Source organism: Spiroplasma endosymbiont of Nomada ruficornis, assembly GCF_964030795.1.
Lineage (GTDB): Bacteria > Bacillota_I > Bacilli_A > Mycoplasmatales > VBWQ01 > Spiroplasma_E > Spiroplasma_E ixodetis_A.
In genome coordinates this window covers 383,477-399,657 of record NZ_OZ034962.1, presented here as the reverse complement: position 1 = coordinate 399,657, position 16,181 = coordinate 383,477, and the positions used below count along the sequence as shown (strand labels likewise).

The 16,181-nt window shown below is 23.6% G+C and carries 26 protein-coding genes; 8 read left to right on the top strand and 18 right to left on the bottom strand.

Going from position 1 to position 16,181, the window contains the following annotated elements; genetic code table 4:
- Nucleotides 1-13: 13 nt before the first annotated feature.
- The 16 genes from AAHM79_RS02445 to AAHM79_RS02370 form a co-directional block, all read right to left on the bottom strand.
- The gene (locus AAHM79_RS02445) at nucleotides 14-391 is read right to left on the bottom strand and encodes a hypothetical protein (protein ID WP_342257219.1); all 378 of its coding nucleotides are present in this window, start codon (nucleotides 389-391) and stop codon (nucleotides 14-16) included.
- A 16-nt stretch (nucleotides 392-407) separates the two neighbouring features.
- Nucleotides 408-599: a hypothetical protein gene (locus AAHM79_RS02440; RefSeq protein ID WP_338957816.1), complete on the bottom strand. Its 192-nt coding sequence runs from the start codon at nucleotides 597-599 to the stop codon at nucleotides 408-410.
- A gap of 34 nt (nucleotides 600-633) precedes the next feature.
- Entirely contained in the window at nucleotides 634-792 is a 159-nt protein-coding gene (locus tag AAHM79_RS02435; RefSeq protein ID WP_338957552.1) for a hypothetical protein, read from the bottom strand.
- Between the two features lie 15 nt (nucleotides 793-807).
- On the bottom strand, nucleotides 808-1,191 hold the full coding sequence (locus AAHM79_RS02430; protein WP_342257220.1) for a hypothetical protein: 384 nt from the start codon (nucleotides 1,189-1,191) through the stop codon (nucleotides 808-810).
- 115 nt (nucleotides 1,192-1,306) lie between these two features.
- Nucleotides 1,307-1,579: a hypothetical protein gene (locus AAHM79_RS02425; RefSeq protein WP_342257221.1), complete on the bottom strand. Its 273-nt coding sequence runs from the start codon at nucleotides 1,577-1,579 to the stop codon at nucleotides 1,307-1,309.
- A complete protein-coding gene (locus AAHM79_RS02420; protein WP_338957557.1) occupies nucleotides 1,548-1,823 on the bottom strand; it encodes a hypothetical protein in 276 nt (91 codons plus the stop codon). The genes AAHM79_RS02425 and AAHM79_RS02420 overlap by 32 nt, the downstream gene beginning before the upstream one ends.
- A complete protein-coding gene (locus AAHM79_RS02415) occupies nucleotides 1,816-1,959 on the bottom strand; it encodes a hypothetical protein (RefSeq protein ID WP_338957559.1) in 144 nt (47 codons plus the stop codon). The genes AAHM79_RS02420 and AAHM79_RS02415 overlap by 8 nt, the downstream gene beginning before the upstream one ends.
- A complete protein-coding gene (locus AAHM79_RS02410) occupies nucleotides 1,959-2,525 on the bottom strand; it encodes a hypothetical protein (RefSeq protein ID WP_342257836.1) in 567 nt (188 codons plus the stop codon). Before AAHM79_RS02410 ends, AAHM79_RS02415 begins: the two co-directional genes overlap by 1 nt.
- Entirely contained in the window at nucleotides 2,464-2,751 is a 288-nt protein-coding gene (locus AAHM79_RS02405) for a hypothetical protein (RefSeq protein ID WP_342258030.1), read from the bottom strand. Before AAHM79_RS02405 ends, AAHM79_RS02410 begins: the two co-directional genes overlap by 62 nt.
- A complete protein-coding gene (locus tag AAHM79_RS02400; RefSeq protein WP_342257316.1) occupies nucleotides 2,751-2,957 on the bottom strand; it encodes a hypothetical protein in 207 nt (68 codons plus the stop codon). The genes AAHM79_RS02405 and AAHM79_RS02400 overlap by 1 nt, the downstream gene beginning before the upstream one ends.
- Nucleotides 2,958-2,974: 17 nt before the next feature.
- Nucleotides 2,975-3,136 (bottom strand): hypothetical protein, encoded by a 162-nt coding sequence (locus AAHM79_RS02395; protein WP_338957563.1) that lies wholly within the window; start codon nucleotides 3,134-3,136, stop codon nucleotides 2,975-2,977.
- Nucleotides 3,137-3,139: 3 nt separating this feature from the next.
- Complete coding sequence (locus tag AAHM79_RS02390) at nucleotides 3,140-3,433, bottom strand: hypothetical protein (protein WP_338957564.1); 294 nt, start codon at nucleotides 3,431-3,433, stop codon at nucleotides 3,140-3,142.
- Entirely contained in the window at nucleotides 3,423-3,860 is a 438-nt protein-coding gene (locus tag AAHM79_RS02385) for a hypothetical protein (RefSeq protein WP_338957565.1), read from the bottom strand. Before AAHM79_RS02385 ends, AAHM79_RS02390 begins: the two co-directional genes overlap by 11 nt.
- 2 nt (nucleotides 3,861-3,862) lie before the next feature.
- Nucleotides 3,863-4,027 carry a hypothetical protein gene (locus tag AAHM79_RS02380; protein ID WP_338957566.1) on the bottom strand — a complete coding sequence of 55 codons (165 nt, stop codon included), beginning with the start codon at nucleotides 4,025-4,027 and terminating at the stop codon, nucleotides 3,863-3,865.
- A gap of 134 nt (nucleotides 4,028-4,161) precedes the next feature.
- The gene (locus tag AAHM79_RS02375) at nucleotides 4,162-4,680 is read right to left on the bottom strand and encodes a hypothetical protein (protein ID WP_342258029.1); all 519 of its coding nucleotides are present in this window, start codon (nucleotides 4,678-4,680) and stop codon (nucleotides 4,162-4,164) included.
- Nucleotides 4,681-4,692: 12 nt separating this feature from the next.
- Nucleotides 4,693-4,824, bottom strand: coding sequence for a hypothetical protein (locus AAHM79_RS02370; protein WP_338958910.1), 132 nt, complete (start codon nucleotides 4,822-4,824; stop codon nucleotides 4,693-4,695).
- A gap of 800 nt (nucleotides 4,825-5,624) precedes the next feature.
- Here AAHM79_RS02370 and AAHM79_RS02365 point away from each other — a divergent pair.
- A complete protein-coding gene (locus tag AAHM79_RS02365) occupies nucleotides 5,625-8,693 on the top strand; it encodes a DNA polymerase III subunit alpha (RefSeq protein WP_342258028.1) in 3,069 nt (1,022 codons plus the stop codon).
- A 97-nt stretch (nucleotides 8,694-8,790) separates the two neighbouring features.
- Here AAHM79_RS02365 and AAHM79_RS02360 read toward each other — a convergent pair whose 3' ends face one another.
- Nucleotides 8,791-9,261 carry a hypothetical protein gene (locus AAHM79_RS02360; RefSeq protein ID WP_342258027.1) on the bottom strand — a complete coding sequence of 157 codons (471 nt, stop codon included), beginning with the start codon at nucleotides 9,259-9,261 and terminating at the stop codon, nucleotides 8,791-8,793.
- Nucleotides 9,262-9,558: 297 nt separating this feature from the next.
- On the opposite strand from AAHM79_RS02360, the gene AAHM79_RS02355 reads away from it, so the two are divergent.
- Nucleotides 9,559-9,951: a hypothetical protein gene (locus tag AAHM79_RS02355; protein ID WP_342258026.1), complete on the top strand. Its 393-nt coding sequence runs from the start codon at nucleotides 9,559-9,561 to the stop codon at nucleotides 9,949-9,951.
- Here the strand turns inward: AAHM79_RS02355 and AAHM79_RS02350 are convergent.
- Nucleotides 9,869-10,819 (bottom strand): IS30 family transposase, encoded by a 951-nt coding sequence (locus AAHM79_RS02350; protein WP_338979395.1) that lies wholly within the window; start codon nucleotides 10,817-10,819, stop codon nucleotides 9,869-9,871. The genes AAHM79_RS02355 and AAHM79_RS02350 overlap by 83 nt on opposite strands.
- Before the next feature lie 225 nt (nucleotides 10,820-11,044).
- On the opposite strand from AAHM79_RS02350, the gene hprK reads away from it, so the two are divergent.
- The 6 genes from hprK to AAHM79_RS02320 all read left to right on the top strand — a co-directional run bounded on the left by hprK (nucleotide 11,045) and on the right by AAHM79_RS02320 (nucleotide 16,173).
- Nucleotides 11,045-11,992, top strand: coding sequence for an HPr(Ser) kinase/phosphatase (hprK, locus tag AAHM79_RS02345; RefSeq protein ID WP_342258025.1), 948 nt, complete (start codon nucleotides 11,045-11,047; stop codon nucleotides 11,990-11,992).
- A gap of 32 nt (nucleotides 11,993-12,024) precedes the next feature.
- On the top strand, nucleotides 12,025-13,227 hold the full coding sequence (locus tag AAHM79_RS02340; RefSeq protein ID WP_342258024.1) for a prolipoprotein diacylglyceryl transferase: 1,203 nt from the start codon (nucleotides 12,025-12,027) through the stop codon (nucleotides 13,225-13,227).
- Nucleotides 13,211-14,176: a thioredoxin-disulfide reductase gene (gene trxB, locus AAHM79_RS02335; protein ID WP_342258023.1), complete on the top strand. Its 966-nt coding sequence runs from the start codon at nucleotides 13,211-13,213 to the stop codon at nucleotides 14,174-14,176. The genes AAHM79_RS02340 and trxB overlap by 17 nt, the downstream gene beginning before the upstream one ends.
- Nucleotides 14,177-14,199: 23 nt before the next feature.
- Nucleotides 14,200-15,147 (top strand): DNA-binding protein WhiA, encoded by a 948-nt coding sequence (gene whiA / locus AAHM79_RS02330; RefSeq protein ID WP_342258022.1) that lies wholly within the window; start codon nucleotides 14,200-14,202, stop codon nucleotides 15,145-15,147.
- A 34-nt stretch (nucleotides 15,148-15,181) separates the two neighbouring features.
- On the top strand, nucleotides 15,182-15,478 hold the full coding sequence (locus tag AAHM79_RS02325; protein WP_252319896.1) for a helix-turn-helix domain-containing protein: 297 nt from the start codon (nucleotides 15,182-15,184) through the stop codon (nucleotides 15,476-15,478).
- 236 nt (nucleotides 15,479-15,714) lie between these two features.
- Nucleotides 15,715-16,173, top strand: coding sequence for a hypothetical protein (locus AAHM79_RS02320; protein ID WP_342258021.1), 459 nt, complete (start codon nucleotides 15,715-15,717; stop codon nucleotides 16,171-16,173).
- The last annotated feature ends 8 nt before the right edge of the window (nucleotides 16,174-16,181 follow it).

The window sequence follows — 16,181 nt, the reverse complement described above, 5'->3', positions numbered from 1 at the left end:
ATTTTCCTTTCTTTTATAAATTATTTTTCTTTTTATAATCTAATAAACTACTTTTTATTGAAGTTTCTTGATTTGTTAATATTGTTTCTTGTTTACCACCTGTATTAATTGGTTCTTTAAATAGTGGTTGTTCTTTAATCATTTTTTTAATAGTTTCTTCAATTTTTGAATTTTCTATATTACTTGTTTTAAATTTTAAAAATTCATAAAATTCTTTTTTAACTTGATATTTTTTAAATATATTAATTATTTCTTTTTCTTTAATTTCTTGATTAAGTTTATTTAACTTATTTTCTAATTCAACAATCTTAATTTCTTGCTCTTGTTGTAAATTATTATTTTCAATTAAAGGTTCAGTATTTTGTTCAACATTAGTTTCATTTTCTAACATTTAAATCACACCTTTATTATTTATTTTCTTTTCCATTAATTTTTTCATTAAGTTTTGCTAATTTTTTTTGATGTTTCATCACTTTATTATTTCTTCTAATATGTTTTGGAGTTGTAATAAATCTTTTAAATCAAACAATTAATTCTCTACAAATTAATGTTCCTACACTTGTTCCAATAATAATTAATTCATGTAAAAATTCTTTCATTTTCAATTATTTCCTTTCAATTATTTATTTTTAATTATTCGTCAAATTGACCATTATTAATTCTTTCAATCATTGATTTTGAATTACTTATAATAGTTACCAATAAAGATATTTCTTTATTTAATTGTTCCATTCTTTCTTTATATGTCTGAATTTCATTGTTATAATATTCAATCAATTTTTCTTTATTCATTAGTTATCATCTCCTTTATAAACTATCATATGTAGTTGGTCTTTCATATAAAACATCACTACTTCCACTATTATTACTAATAGCATCACTATTAATTAATCTTCTTGTTTCATTTGTAAATGATGTTTCTTGCATTTCTTGATTATAATTTGTAGTTTCCATAGGTAATAAATTATGTATAATTTCACTTGCACCAGCAACTATTGTTGGTACTGCATAAGCATTATTAAAATCATTATTTATACCCATAGCTACACCACTTGAAATTAGACATCCACTAGTTGCCATATTACATATTTTTCTTATTACTTCAAATCTATTAGGTATTAGTTCACTTAACCCACCAATTAGATTTGATATACCATAAGTACTTAAACTAATATATGTATCTCAATCCATTTGTTGTTTATTATCATTAGTTAATAATAATGGTCATGGTGGTGTTTCTGTGGTAGTAGTTGTTAATCAAGGTGGTGGTTCAGGATTAGGATTGATTTTTGTAAATTTTGCATAATTAATTAAACCAATAGTTCCTAAACCTAATAATATTTTTTTTACTTGAATTTAATATTTTCTTTTTAGTACTTGGCATTTGATTTAAGTTTCATATATCAATTCCTAACTTTTTACTAAATAATAAAGCATTAATACTTCCTAATACTGGATTACCAATAATTTGACCATAATAAGCACTTGTACCAATCATTGCTGATAATGGACTTATTCCAATTCTTATTATTTTTAATAAAGTATAGTTATTTGATTGTACATTCGTGTCATTTGGCATTTTCATTTACTCCTTCATTTTTTGGTTTAATAAACACTTCAACTCAACCTGTATAGTGAACGTTATCACCAACTAAAATAGCAGTATTTGCATGTGGTTGAGAAACAACTAAATATTCAGCAATAACATTAGGATATTTTCATAAAATAATTGCTTTTATATCATTACTATCTGTTAAATCTTTGGGATTTGGTGAAAATATTTCTATTTTATCTTGACCAAATAAATCTGTTAATTTAGTCATTATCAAATTCACCTTTTTCTATTTTTTCAATTAATAAATTTAAAATATTTTTGTCCAAATCAGAGTTTGTATAATTAATTTTTTTAGTTCATTTAATTATATCTTTCATATATTTAAGTAATTTTTCTTTATTCATTATTTATTCTCCTTATTTAAATAATATCAACCAATTAATAAACTATCTGCTTCATCATGATTTGATATTTTTATATTTCAATTATTTTCTTTAATAATTTCTTCAGCAACATATATACTTAGTTCTTTATCTCAAGGTCTTAATCAAAAAATAGGTGGGTCATAACGTTCATATCATTTCTTTCATTCACTTGGACTTATTAACATATCTTTTGTTAATAATTTATTAAATTGTCCTGCAATAAAACCACGTAAATGTTCTTGAGTTTCATAACCAATACCATTTTTTGAATTAAAAGTACCACGTTCAATAATTAAATCCAATTCATTATCATTAACTTTTATATCTCAATAAAATTTTCTTTGTCCATCATATTCTTTTAAATTATAACTTTTAACAAATATTGGTTTTCAATTTCAAAAATCATATTTATCATGTAAATAAACTTTTTTTCATAAAGTAAATCCAGTATTTTTAATACTTGGGTCAATTGAAAGTAAATAATTAGTCATTATCAAATCACCGGTCTTTAATTCTGGTTTTAATTGGTTTATAAACTTCTTCATAATATCCGTTTAAGCGATATGTGTTTTTAATATATTGCATAAATCTTTCTTTATTAATACAATTTTTATGTCTTGATTTATTAATTTCATCAACTTTATTTCTATGTTCTTTATCACCTTGATAACAATGTTCACATACATTTTCTCAGCAGTTTTTTTCGCAAGTAAATAAATCATGTTTTTTATCACATACACAACAATCTTCACAACATACTTCTTTATTCATTATTTATTCTCCTTTCTATTATTTCTTTCTTGCTTTATTAAGAAATTTATTCAAATAATTTGATTATCACCATCACCTAATTTTTTTAAAAGATATTCATATCTTTTCTTAAAATCTTCACTATCAATATCTCTATCTTGGTAAATTATTTTTTTCAATTTTTTTATTTTATACAAGGTTTTTGGAGAATATATTTCTCCATGCATGCAAAGAAAACATTTCATTATTTATTCTCCTTATTTTCAATTTGATTAGCAATTTCACTTAATATTTTTAATACTTTATATTCATTTTTTAATTCTTTAATAATAAATATCAAAAATATTATTAGTGTTATACTTGTTATTAATATTGGTGCTATTAATAAAATTTCTCATCATATCATTTTTTACTCTTTTCATTTTTTAAATCATTTAACATTAATTGAACAAAATACACGATTTTTAGGAATGTTTAAAGTATTAAAAATTTGACCAGTGACAATAATTTCATCGTTTTTGTTTAATAAAATACATCGGTTATAAAATTTTGGATTATTAAAAATTAAAGTAACATAGTTTAAACCATTTCATTGACCACGAACACTATAATATAATTCTTTATTACCTTTTTCGTAATATTTTGCTTCAATAGTGTTACTTAGTTTTACTGTTAATTTGACATAATTGGCTTTATCTTTCATTTTTATAATTCCTTAAATAGTATTGAATGTGTTTATATGCATCTTGTTCATGTTTTGTTAATTTTATATTTCCTTTATAATTTGTTATTTTATTTTTATTTTTTGGTTGGTTTTCTAGATAATCTCAGTTGAAAACATCTTGTACTAATACCATTAATGAACCAATAATTTTAGGAGTTGCTAATGGATTAGTTAATAATTGTTTTGAACTTAAAAAGAAATTTTCTACAATAACTAATATTTTGTTTTCAAAAAATTGTTCTTTGATTATTGATAATATTCTTTTATAACGATTTTTACTTTCAAAAACATGTGTTGTGTTGAATGTTTCTGTATAAATAATCCTATTTGTTTCATTTGAATATATAACAATTCCATTATTACCAATACCAGCGGGGTCAATCCCAATAATTAAGTCATATTGCATTATTAATCAAATTCACCATTTTTAATTTTTTGATTTAATTGAGATATAAGATTTAATCTTCCATTAAAACAACTTTTTCAAAGTTTAGTTACTTTTTCATCGTCTCTCATTTCTTTATTTCATTCTCATTCATCTTTAAGATATTCAAGTATTTTTTCTTTATTCATATTTATACCTCCTACTTAACCTAATATTTAAAATACAGTCATAACAAATTGCTTTACTATTTTTATCTCTTAAAAAATATTTTCTTGTTTTTATATCATTAGTATTAAAGAATAAATAATCTAATTTATTTTGTTTACATGTTCAACAAAAATACTTTTTCATTATGAGTTGAAATTTCCTTATAAGAAGTAAATATATAATTAATTGGTAAATCATCATGTTTATATGGATTATTTATTTTAAAACCTTTTCTGTTTTCTTCTCACGTAATGTTATATTTAAAACAAGGATTAGTAATTTTAGTTTTGTTATCTGTTATTTCACCCATAAATCAACTATTATGCTGTTCATAAAATGTTAATTGTTCAAGTTTTATATCATTAAGATAATATTCTTTTGGAGCAGTTGGTTTATTAACAGTTATTTTTTGGTCTTTAATATATGGTTCTAATAACTTTATTAATTCATTACCACTTAATTCTTTTTTAATATTTTCTAAATTAAAAACTCAATATGTGCAACTGTTATCAACAATAAAAGAATTATTTTTAATCATTCATTTTGGAAGAGATAATTTATATTCAACATAATCCATAAGAATAGATTGTGGTTTATCTTTAACAATTTGTTCTTTTTTAAATTCTATTTGCATAATAATCCTTTCCTAATATGTTCTGTTGCTTCTAGCATAAAGAACATATATTTTTATTCTTAGATTATTAATAATACTACTATTTGTTTTATTCATTCCAGCAATTCTGGGCTCAAAAATAAATTGTGAAATTTTAAAAAACATTGAGGCATTCGATTCAATATTTATTTAATTTGCGTTTAGCAAATTAATATTTTAATTGAACCGGTCCCGCTCAATTTTTTTTACAAGTTTGAAATTTATTTTCTCGCCCAAAAATTTTTCAAAAAAAAATAAAAAATAAAACCAACACTTGCTCACTTGGTAGTGGCAAGGTTGGTTAAATAAAGAATAATAGTTGGTCCCCACTCCGGGTCTATATATACTAGTTTCCAATTCGCTCCCACCCCAAGAATTACCATTTCTGGTTAGTATATTTTATTAGGTATCACTCCACTTTTTATTTATCCATGCAAGTCCACATGCTAGCTACTATTTTTAACAACTATGTTGTAGTTCACTTTTTTATTTCCCTAACACGTGTTGATAATAGTGCTAAAGACGGTTATTAAAAATTTTAAAATTTTACAATTACAAAAAAAGACAAGAATTTTATTCTCGTCTTTTGTCATTTATTTTTTAATTTAATAGTTTAAAAAAGAAAGGAGTTATTTTTAAAAATTTTTATTTATCGACATCTTCGGTACGCTCCCGAATTTTGCAATTTTATTTACTTGCACTTACAAGTATAATTCAGCTATTGAAAAAAATAATGTTTATTTTTTCTTTTTTAATATAAATTTTAGAAATAAAATTTATTTTTTTATTTTATTTCTAAAAAAGTTGATTTTAAGTGTTTTAAATAGTTTTGTATTAAAAACAATAACTTAAGAATAACCTAGCAAGATAAAATGATGTTAAAATTAACTTGTAATATAAGTCATTCAAGAATTGTAGGGGATAGTATGAAATATATAGTTAATTTAAATGTTCGTTCTAATTATTCATTTCTTTCATCAACTATTAAAATAAGTGATTATATTGAATTTGCTAAAAAAAATAATTTAAAAGTTCTATCTTTAGTAGATAAAAATATAATGTATGGTGCTTATGAATTTTGTAATTTATGTATAGAGAATGATATTAAACCATTAATTGGTTTAAATTGTGTTTGAGAAAGTGCTACTGATAAAGTTGAATTAACTATTATGGCAACTTCATATGCTGGTTATCAAAGATTAATAGAGCTTTCTACTATTATTAGTACTAATAATAATATTGTTACTACTAATGATGTAAAAAAATATCTTAATCAAACACGTGAAGTTTTAGTTATTATTCATGCTAATAATAAAAATATTAGATATATTAAAAATAATTATGATATTTTAAATTCAACAGGTCATGAATTAGTTTATTTTGGTTTAGTACCTAGTGATATGGATAATATTACTTTATTAAAATCGATTACATCTAATATTATTCCAATTGATTTGGTTTTATATTTAGATGAAAAACAACATCGTACTTATCAAATTTTACAAGCTATTAAAGAACAAAAAACATTAAAATCAGAAGATTTATCAAAAAGTAATGAGTTTTTATATAAAACTAAACAAGATTTAATGCAACATTATCCAAATGAAATTATTGAAAATATTGAAAAGGTTATTTGATTATGTAATTTAAAATTTCCTAAAAATAAGCCAAATAGTGCAGAATTAAGTTTACCAAAATTTACTTGCCCTAATAATCTTACTAGTAATTTATATTTGCAAGAATTATGTAAGCAGGGATTAGAAGCGCATTTTCAAAGTCGTGAAATTCCTGAAACATACGTTAAAAGAGTTTTATATGAATGACAAGTAATTAATGAAATGGGTTTTGCTGATTATTTTTTAATTGTTAATGATTATGTTAAATTTGCAAAAAGCAAGAATATAATGGTTGGACCAGGTAGAGGAAGTGTTGCTGGTAGTTTAGTGGCATATGTTTTAGGAATTACTGGTGTTGATCCTATTGCTTATAATTTAATTTTTGAAAGATTTTTAAATCCAGAACGAATATCATTACCAGACATTGATATAGATTTTGAAGATACAAGAAGAGATGAAGTTATTAATTATATTCATCAAAAATATGGCAAAGAACATGTTGCATATATTGTTACTTTTCAAACAATTGCTAGTAAAATGGCAATTCGTGATTTGGGAAGAGTTTTTCAAGTTAATATTGAAGATATTAATGAAATGACAAAATTAATACCAATTCAATATAATTTTGAAATAGATATGGCTATTAAACAATCACCAAAATTAGCATGATATGCAAATAAGTATCCTTTATTGTTTATTTTAACCAAAGAAATTCTTGGTTTTCCACGACAAACTAGTACTCATGCAGCAGGAATCGTTATTACAAGAGCACCGTTAGTTACTGCTATTCCATTACAATTAGGATTTCAAGGTATTTATCAAACGCAATTTCCAATGCAAACCCTAGAAACTCTTGGTTTGATAAAAATGGATATTTTAGGATTACGTAATTTAACTATTTTGCAAAATATTTTACAACAAGTAAGCAAACATTATTTTTTAAATTTAAAATTATCTCAAATTCCTTTAAATGATGAAAAAAGTTTTAACATTATTAAAAATGGTGATACAACCGGTATTTTTCAATTGGAATCTTCAGGAATGCGTCAAATTTTAATTAAAATGAAAGTTGATAACTTAGAAGATATTATTGCTAGTTCTTCTTTATTTCGTCCTGGACCACAAGAGTACATTCAAGATTATATTAATCGTAAATTAGGAAAACAAAAAGTTACGTATATTCATGAAGATTTAAAACCTTATTTAGCATCAACTTATGGCATTATTATTTATCAAGAACAAATATTATTAATTTTACAGAAAGTTGCTGGTTATTCATTAGGAAAAGCTGATTTAATTCGTCGTGCAATTAGTAAAAAAGATACTACAGTTATGAAAGAACAAGCAAACTCATTTATTAAAAGTGCTGTTAATAGAGGTTATTCACCAAGAGTTGTTAAGAAAATATGAGAAGATATTGAAAAATTTGCTGGTTATGGATTTAATCGATCTCATGCTGTCGCTTATTCATTAATTAGTTATTATTTAGTTTATTTAAAAGCAAATTATCCATTGGCATTTATGGTGTCGTTATTAAGTAGCGTTATTGGTAATGATCAAAAAATGTTACAATATTTGAATGAATGTCAAAAATATCAAATTAAAGTTTTACCACCATCAATTCAATTTTCTGACATTGATTTTTTAATTGATGGTGGTAAAAAAGCTATTCGTTATAGTTTACAAGCAATTAAGCAAATGAGTCAAGGTAGTTGTAGTAATCTTATTAAAGAACGTACTAGTAATGGATTTTTTCAAGATTTTTTTAACTTTTGTGCTCGAGCAATATTTATTGGTTTGAATCGTAAAAACATTGAACATTTAATTGCTGCTGGTGCTTTAGATGATATTCAATCAAATCGAACAATGTTATTATTAAACTTGGATGCTGCATTAGAATATGCCAATATGGTGCAGGTAAAAAATGAAACTAGTGGCGAATTATCATTAAATTTTAATTTAATTGCTAAACCAATTATGTTACAAAGAGAAGATGATTGAAATAATAATAGTATTAATGAACATCGTGCATTAGGACTTTATTTAAAATATAATCCTAAATTACTATGAAAAGAGCAATTAGATCCTCATAATAAAGCTATTGATTTAGCATATATTAATAATTATGTTGATCAACATGTTAGAGTATATGGAGTTATCAATAATATTAGAGTAATTAAAACTAAAACTAAAAAATTAATGGCTTTTTTTGAAATGCAAAATGATAGTAATGTTATTGAAGTAACGGTTTTTGAAAAGTTATATCAAATATATCAAGAATATTTACAAGTTAATAAAGTAATTTTAATGGAAGGAAAGGTAGAAATTTATAATGATAATATTCAGTTAGTTTTATCAAGAGTAATTAAAAATTTATAGTAAGCATATAATTTTATCTATGCTTACTATATTAAATAATAAATATAATCAATAGTTTTTAAATTTCTTACTTTAATTTCTAATAATAAATAAAAAATTAATGAACATAGTAATTATTAATAATTTCACAATTTTCAATAGCATCTCAAAAGTTATTATCTACTTTTTTTATTTTTAAATAAATATTTAAAAAGATTAGTAATATAGTTATAAATAATAAAATTATTGGACTTAAAATTATAGCAAAAACAATTCCAATTTTTAGTTGTACTAATGATTTAAGATTATAGTTTTCAACAATATTTTGGAAGAGGTAATGTTTACAAAAATATAATTTATTATTAGTTAACATATAAATTAAACCATGTTCTTTTATTAAATTAAAACCATTTTCTTTTGTTATTATTTCTTGTTTTCGATAATGATTATAGAAAGAAGGAATATATTTTATATCATTTTTTATGTTAAAAAAATCTATTAGGGTTAAAGAAGTAAATATAACCAAAATAGTTAAAATCAATAGTGATAGTGTTATTAAATTTATTTTTTTAAGTTTCTGAATTTTCATTTCTAAAAATCTCCTTATATTTTATTTATAGGTTAATTTTATTTTGTTAGGACAGTATTATAATATATTTTTTATTAAATAAAATTAAATTATGAAATATTTATATATAATATTTTAATAATGATTTGCTATTATTTTTTTGTTTTTTTGTTATATTATAAGTAGTAATATTTATTACCAATTTACGATGAATTGCAAAGCAACGAAGATTAAAACCCCAATATATTTATTCAAAATTTCAGTTTATTATTTTATTTTTAAAGTAACTGTTTTTCTTTTAAAGGAGCACACATCACCATGGCAATTAAAGATGTACAAAGAGATGGTAATTGTTTATTATGAGCAGTAATCGTTTCATATTTAGAACAAGTTAAAACTAATAAAAACCAATTTAAGACAATATATAAATCACTTTTTGGTCTAGAAGTCGGTTGAGAACGAATTTTTAATTTTGCTGATTTTAATTTTGCTGATAAAGAAAATGAAAAATTAGTTAAAGTCTTTCGTAATCGTATTTGTGATTATATTGAAACAAATTTAGATACAAAACGTCCAAATAATAAAGCTAATTTTAGATCAATGTGCTGAATTGTAAAGGTAAGTGCAACTAAATTATTTTTCTATCCAAATATTCGATTGGTGAAAGATAATTTAGTATTTTTCTCGGTCTTTGATTTAAAGACAATATAAATTTATGAACTTCATTTTTATTAGTTTTTGAAAAAATAAATTTTTTAGGAAATTTTTCTCTAATTAAACCATTAGTATTTTCATTAGTACCTCTTTGTCAAGGTGAATATGGATTGGCAAAATAAATTTTTACATCTAAATTTTTTTCAAGTTGTTGTCAATTTGAAAATTCTTTGCCACGATCAAAAGTAATAGTTTTAACAATGTTTTTAGGAAGAATTGATAAATAATAACTGACATTTTTATTAATAACTTTAGTAGTTCTGTTTTTAACTAATATTGCTAAAGTAAATCGTGATACTCTTTCAACTAAAGTTATTAAACATGATTTGCTTTTACCTCGTGATGATACTATAGTATCTCCTTCTCAATGACCAAGTGTTATACGATCATTAACATTTATATCTCGTTCTTTAATTGATTTACCATTAAACTTGCCACGATTTTCTTTAGATTTTCGTTTTTTACCTTTTCTTCTTAAATTTTTACTAGTAACTTTATCAAGCATTCCAAAATAAATTCAAGTATAAATTGTTTTAAAACTAATAACTCACTCTTTATGAAAATTTTTAATTCTGCCATAAATTTGTTCAGGTGATCAACCTAATAGTAATTTTTGTTGTACATATTTTACTAAATTCTTATTTTTAAACTTATGAAAACTAATATGTGATTGTTTTCGATTTTCAGCTTTATTTTGTGCAATTAATGAAAAATAATGATTATTATCTTTATTTCTATTAATTTCTCGAATAATAGTACTAATACTTCGATTAAGATTTTTAGCTATTTCACTAATTTTAAATTTAAATTTCAATTGATTCTCAATATAAATCCTTTCATCTATGCCAAGATGTTTATAACTCATATAAAAACTCCTTACTTTTTTCTAAACTAAATTTAGCATTATGAAATTTTTATATGAGAATTTTTTGCAATTTTATTTACTTGCACTTACAAGTATAATTCAGCGTTTTTAGAAACTTATGTATATTTTTTGTTAATAATAAACTTTCTGTTGATATATTATATATAATTATATTATGTTTAAAATTCATCAAAAATTTTAATTATAAAAGGTAGGAAATTAAGTATGGAAAACCTTAGTGTTGGCGAAATAATAACAAAATTTAATTTAACAATTTTATATATTAATCCCAAAATTCCAATTGAAAAAAGAATTATTACTAATATTGGTACTAATCGTGGTGGTTTAGAGTTAACAGGATTTAAAACTAAACAAATCTCACGTAGTCGTCGTATAATTTTATTAAGCAGTAAAGAAAGCGAATATATTTCTTCTTTACCAAAAATAGAATTTAAGAACCATTTTAGTAATATTTTAGAAGATCATATTCCTGCTATTTTTGTAACACCTAATTTTAAATTTAAAAAAGAATTATGTGACTGTGCTAAAGCAATTAATTCAACAGTTCCAATTATTGAAGTATTATTTTTTACTTCTGAATTTGCAGCAACAGTTTCTACGTATATTGTTGAACGTTTATCTGAATCTAAACGTTTACATGGTACTCTAGTAAATATTTTTGGTTATGGTGTCCTAATTACAGGTGAAAGTGGTATTGGTAAATCAGAAACAACATTAGATTTATTACGTAATGGGCACTTATTTGTTGGCGATGATAGTATTGATATTTTAAAAGTCAGCAATAAAATTGTAGGAAAAGTTAATCCGATTATTAAAAATTTAATTGAAATTAGAGGAATAGGTATCCTAGATATTACCAAAATGTATGGATATCATGTTATAATGCATGAGAGTCAAGTAAATTTAATTATTAATTTAATTAGAATTGAAAATGATGGTTGAACTAAAGTTGATCGACTTGGTGATCATAATAACTTTGATGTTTTTTTTGAAATTAAAGTGCCTAAAATAATTATTCCTGTTAGTCCAGGAAGAAATTTAGCTGATTTAATTGAAGCAGCAGTTATTAGTTTAAAGTTAAAAGATGAAGGTCAAGACGCTACTGCTAGTTTTCAAAAACAAATAATTAGAAATTTAACAAAAAAGAAATAATTTAATTATTAAATTATCAAAAAGGAAAAAATATGATTAATGATGATGGATACAATAGTTTAATTACCGATATTCCGGGAACGGGAATTCATATTTATTCAGTATTAATGGCAATAGGTTTTTTAACTGCTGTCATTGCTTCATGAATAAAATTATATCGTCGTAATATTCCAACTAAAACTTTAGAATGAGGAACATTAGTTATTGCATTAGCAGGATTAATAGGAGCAAGAGCATGATATGTTCTTAATAATACTAGCACAATTGCAAATGCACTTGATGTAGTTGCCGTTTGAAGAGGTGGTATGGCAATTGAAGGAGGCGTTACAGTTGGAATGATAGTAGGGTTCTTTATTTTTTATCGTACTTCAAAACAGTTACAAATTTCAATGTGAGTTTTTATTGATTGTATTGTTCCAAATATTTTATTAGGTCAAGCGATTGGTAGATGAGGTAATTTTTTTAATCAAGAATTACTAGGAACTGATGTTGCTCATCCTTTCAGTTGATTACCAACATGAATAAATAATCATTTACATTATGGTTTTAATAGCGATAATCGAGATCCTGTTGCTGTTTATCGTCAACCTTTATTTTTATATGAGTCATTATCTTCATTATTTAGTTGATTCTTTTTAACGTTTTTTGTACCAAAAACAGGACAAATATTTAGTAAAAAAACATGAAAATTAGATTCTTCGCAATTTATTTCGCCTTTAAAGACTAATCCAATTGTTGGAAAAGATTTTTTAAAACCTTGAACGGTTATTAAAAAAATTCATGGATATCGTAAATTTAAATATGAAAGTTGAAAACAAGCATATTTTGATTTTACACCCAATAAGAATAGTGTTAAAAGTGTTGAAAAAATACCTTGAAAAGATGTTAAAACACATTCAAAAGTTAAATCAAAGATAAAAAAATGATATTTAAAGATTAAATATAATATGCAACCACATTCTAAATCTTTAAATACTATGTATAATCCTAATAATTATCGAGTAACGTATGCAGGAGTATCAGGTAGTTTATACTTTGTCTTTTATGGTATTATTAGAATGATTTTAGAACCACTTCGTGATAATAGAGACATTATGAAAATAGCCAATGTTTCAACTTCAATGATAGTTTCTGGAATGTGAATTATTTTAGGTGTTATTTTAGTAATATTTGCACAAATTATTGCACCATCAAGATTTCGTAAAGGAGAATGATTATATGAAAAATCATACTAATAAAGAAAATAAATATGATTATGATTTAGTAGTTATTGGTGGTGGTCCAGCAGGAATGACAGCTGCTATTTATGCACAAAGAGCAAATCTTAAAACTGTGATTATTGAAAAATATATTGTTGGTGGAAAAATGATTAAAACTTCTGAAATTGAAAATTATCCAGGTTATGATTATATTTTAGGGCCTGAATTATCAGAAAAAATGCAAAAGCAAGTTGAGAAACTACAAGTTGAATTTGTTACTGATGAGGTTATTAAAATTACAGATAGTGAAAATCATAAAATTAAAACAGTCCTTTTAAGTAGTGGTGATGTTCTTATTGTTAAAGGAGTAATTATAGCTACTGGTTCATTAGAACGTAAAATTGGTGTTCCTGGTGAAGAAGAATATGCTAATCGTGGTGTTTCTTATTGTGCTGTTTGTGATGGTGCTTTATTTAAGAATAAAATTATTAGTGTAGTTGGCGGTGGTTATGCTGCTTGTGAAGAATCTTTATATTTAACAAGATTTACTAATAAAGTTAATCTTATTCATCGTCGTGATCAATTTCGTGCTGATGATAAAACCGTTAATAAAGTTAAAAATAATGAAAATATTAATTTAATAACTGATCATGTTGTATTAAAAGTATTAGGTACTGAGGATAAGAAAAAAGTAGGTAAATTAGAAATTCAAAATATTAAAACTAAGGAAATTAGTGAAATTACTACTGATGCCTTATTTCCTTATATTGGTTCTGATCCTGTTACAAAATTTGTTAAAGATTTAGATATTTGTGATAGCAATGGTTATATTATAGTTAATGATAAGTGTCAAACTAAAATCCCAGGATTATATGCAGCTGGTGATGTAATTGCTAAAAATTTAAGACAAATAGTAACTGCTGTTAACGATGGAGCGATTGCAGCACAATATTTAATAAATTTTATTGATAATTTTAATGAATAAAGTGTACAATTGAGGTGATAGTAATGATATCATTTACAACAAGTGTAAAAGATGAAATCTGTCAAAAAAGTTTTAAAAATTGTTGTCAGAAATCTTTGCTATCAGCATATTCGCTTATTAATGGTAAGATTACAAATTCAGATAAAATAAATCATGAGATTATTATTCATAGTTTTCATAACAAAACCACTAGGTTAATATATAAATTTTTAAAAAATCAATATAAAGATGTAAAATTGATAGTTATGGTGGATGTTTTAAATAAATTTGAGCGTCCAAAGGTGTATAATATTCGTATTAATAATAAAATTGATTTTATTATTAATGATTTAATGCTTCAAGATAAATATCTTTTTATTGAGAAAGAAGCTATGCACCAGCATATAATAAAAGAGCATTGTATAAGAGCGTATATCGCAGGAATCTTCCTTGTAGTTGGCAGTATCAATTCTCCTTCAACACCTAACTACCATTTGGAATTACAATTTCATAATGATATGTTGGCTAAAAAAATTAAAAATATTTTATTACAAATTTTTAAATTAAACTTTAAAATAATAAAACGTCGTAATAAAACGGTGCTTTATCTAAAAAAATCTAATGTAATTTCTGACTTTTTAAAAATAATTGATTGTCCACAAGCAGTTTTCGCTTTTGAAGATAAACGCATTTCACGAGAATTATTTAATAATATTAATCGTTTTAATAATATTGATATTTCTAATCAACAAAAAATTTTAAATGCTGGAGACCAGCAAGTTATAATGATTTCTGTTTTAAAGGATAAAAAACTTTTCAAAGCGTTGTCATTAAAAGCTCAAATTATTTCAAATTTAAGATTAAAAAATCCTGAAGCATCACTTTCAGAATTGGGTGAACTTTACTATCAAGAAACTGGTTTTGTCATTACTAAGTCTGGGGTTAATCATTTAATTCGCGAAATTAAGAAAAAGTATCAAGAAACATTGTAAGTTAATAATAAAAAGTATAAGAGGAGGCCATACAATGAAAAAGAAAGAAATTTTAAGCAAAGGTCGTCAAGATTTATTGAATGCTTTTGGAAAACGAATGAAAACTTTACGTAATCAAAAAGGTAGAAAATTTTCACAAGAGAAACTTGGAGAAGCAAGCGGCCTACATCGTAATTATATTTCTGATGCTGAAAGAGGAACAAGAAACGTATCTTTAGTTGCAATCTTAAAAATAATTAATGGGTTGGATTCATCTATTAGTGAGTTTTTTGCTGTAGGGTTTGATAATATTGATACTTCAAATTTATATGACACATTTAGTGTTGAATAAAATCAATTTAATACACTTTTAGTAGTACTTTATAAATAAGTACTACTTTTTTATTATTTTATTTTTGATTAAAAATAAATTTGAGAAAAGTATTAGTACTTTTTATAAAATTAATTGATATTCACTAGTAATTTTTTTATCTTAATGAAGATTATGAAAATTATTCACTTTATATTAGGAATAATTAATCATTAAAATGTTATAATTTAATTATTGATTATCATTAAGGAGTTATTATGACAATAGAAAATACAGAAGTTGAAATTGAAAATGTTACTACTAATGTTGATAATGCTAAAAAAGAACCTTATCAGTTAAGTAGTATTATTTCACCTATATTTGGTCTTAATCATCAAAAAATAACTACTATTCCAATTAATATTAAAAAAGCTGATAGCAGTTCTAGCACTATTGAGCAATATGTTGATAAAAAAACTAAAGAAAATATTTTTCGTGAAAAAGAAGTAGCGTATAATAATTCTAGTAATCTTGATAATACTAGAATTGCACAAATTAAAAAAAATAGAGAACAACAAAAAATATATGATAGTTTACCATCGCGCTATCTAGAATTTCGCGATAAAATATTTAAAGAAACTACATCTATTAATTACAATAATGCAAGTAATAATAACGATACAGTTATTACAACTATTGATTTGTTAGTTGATGATATTTTAGATGAAAATAAATAGGAGATGCT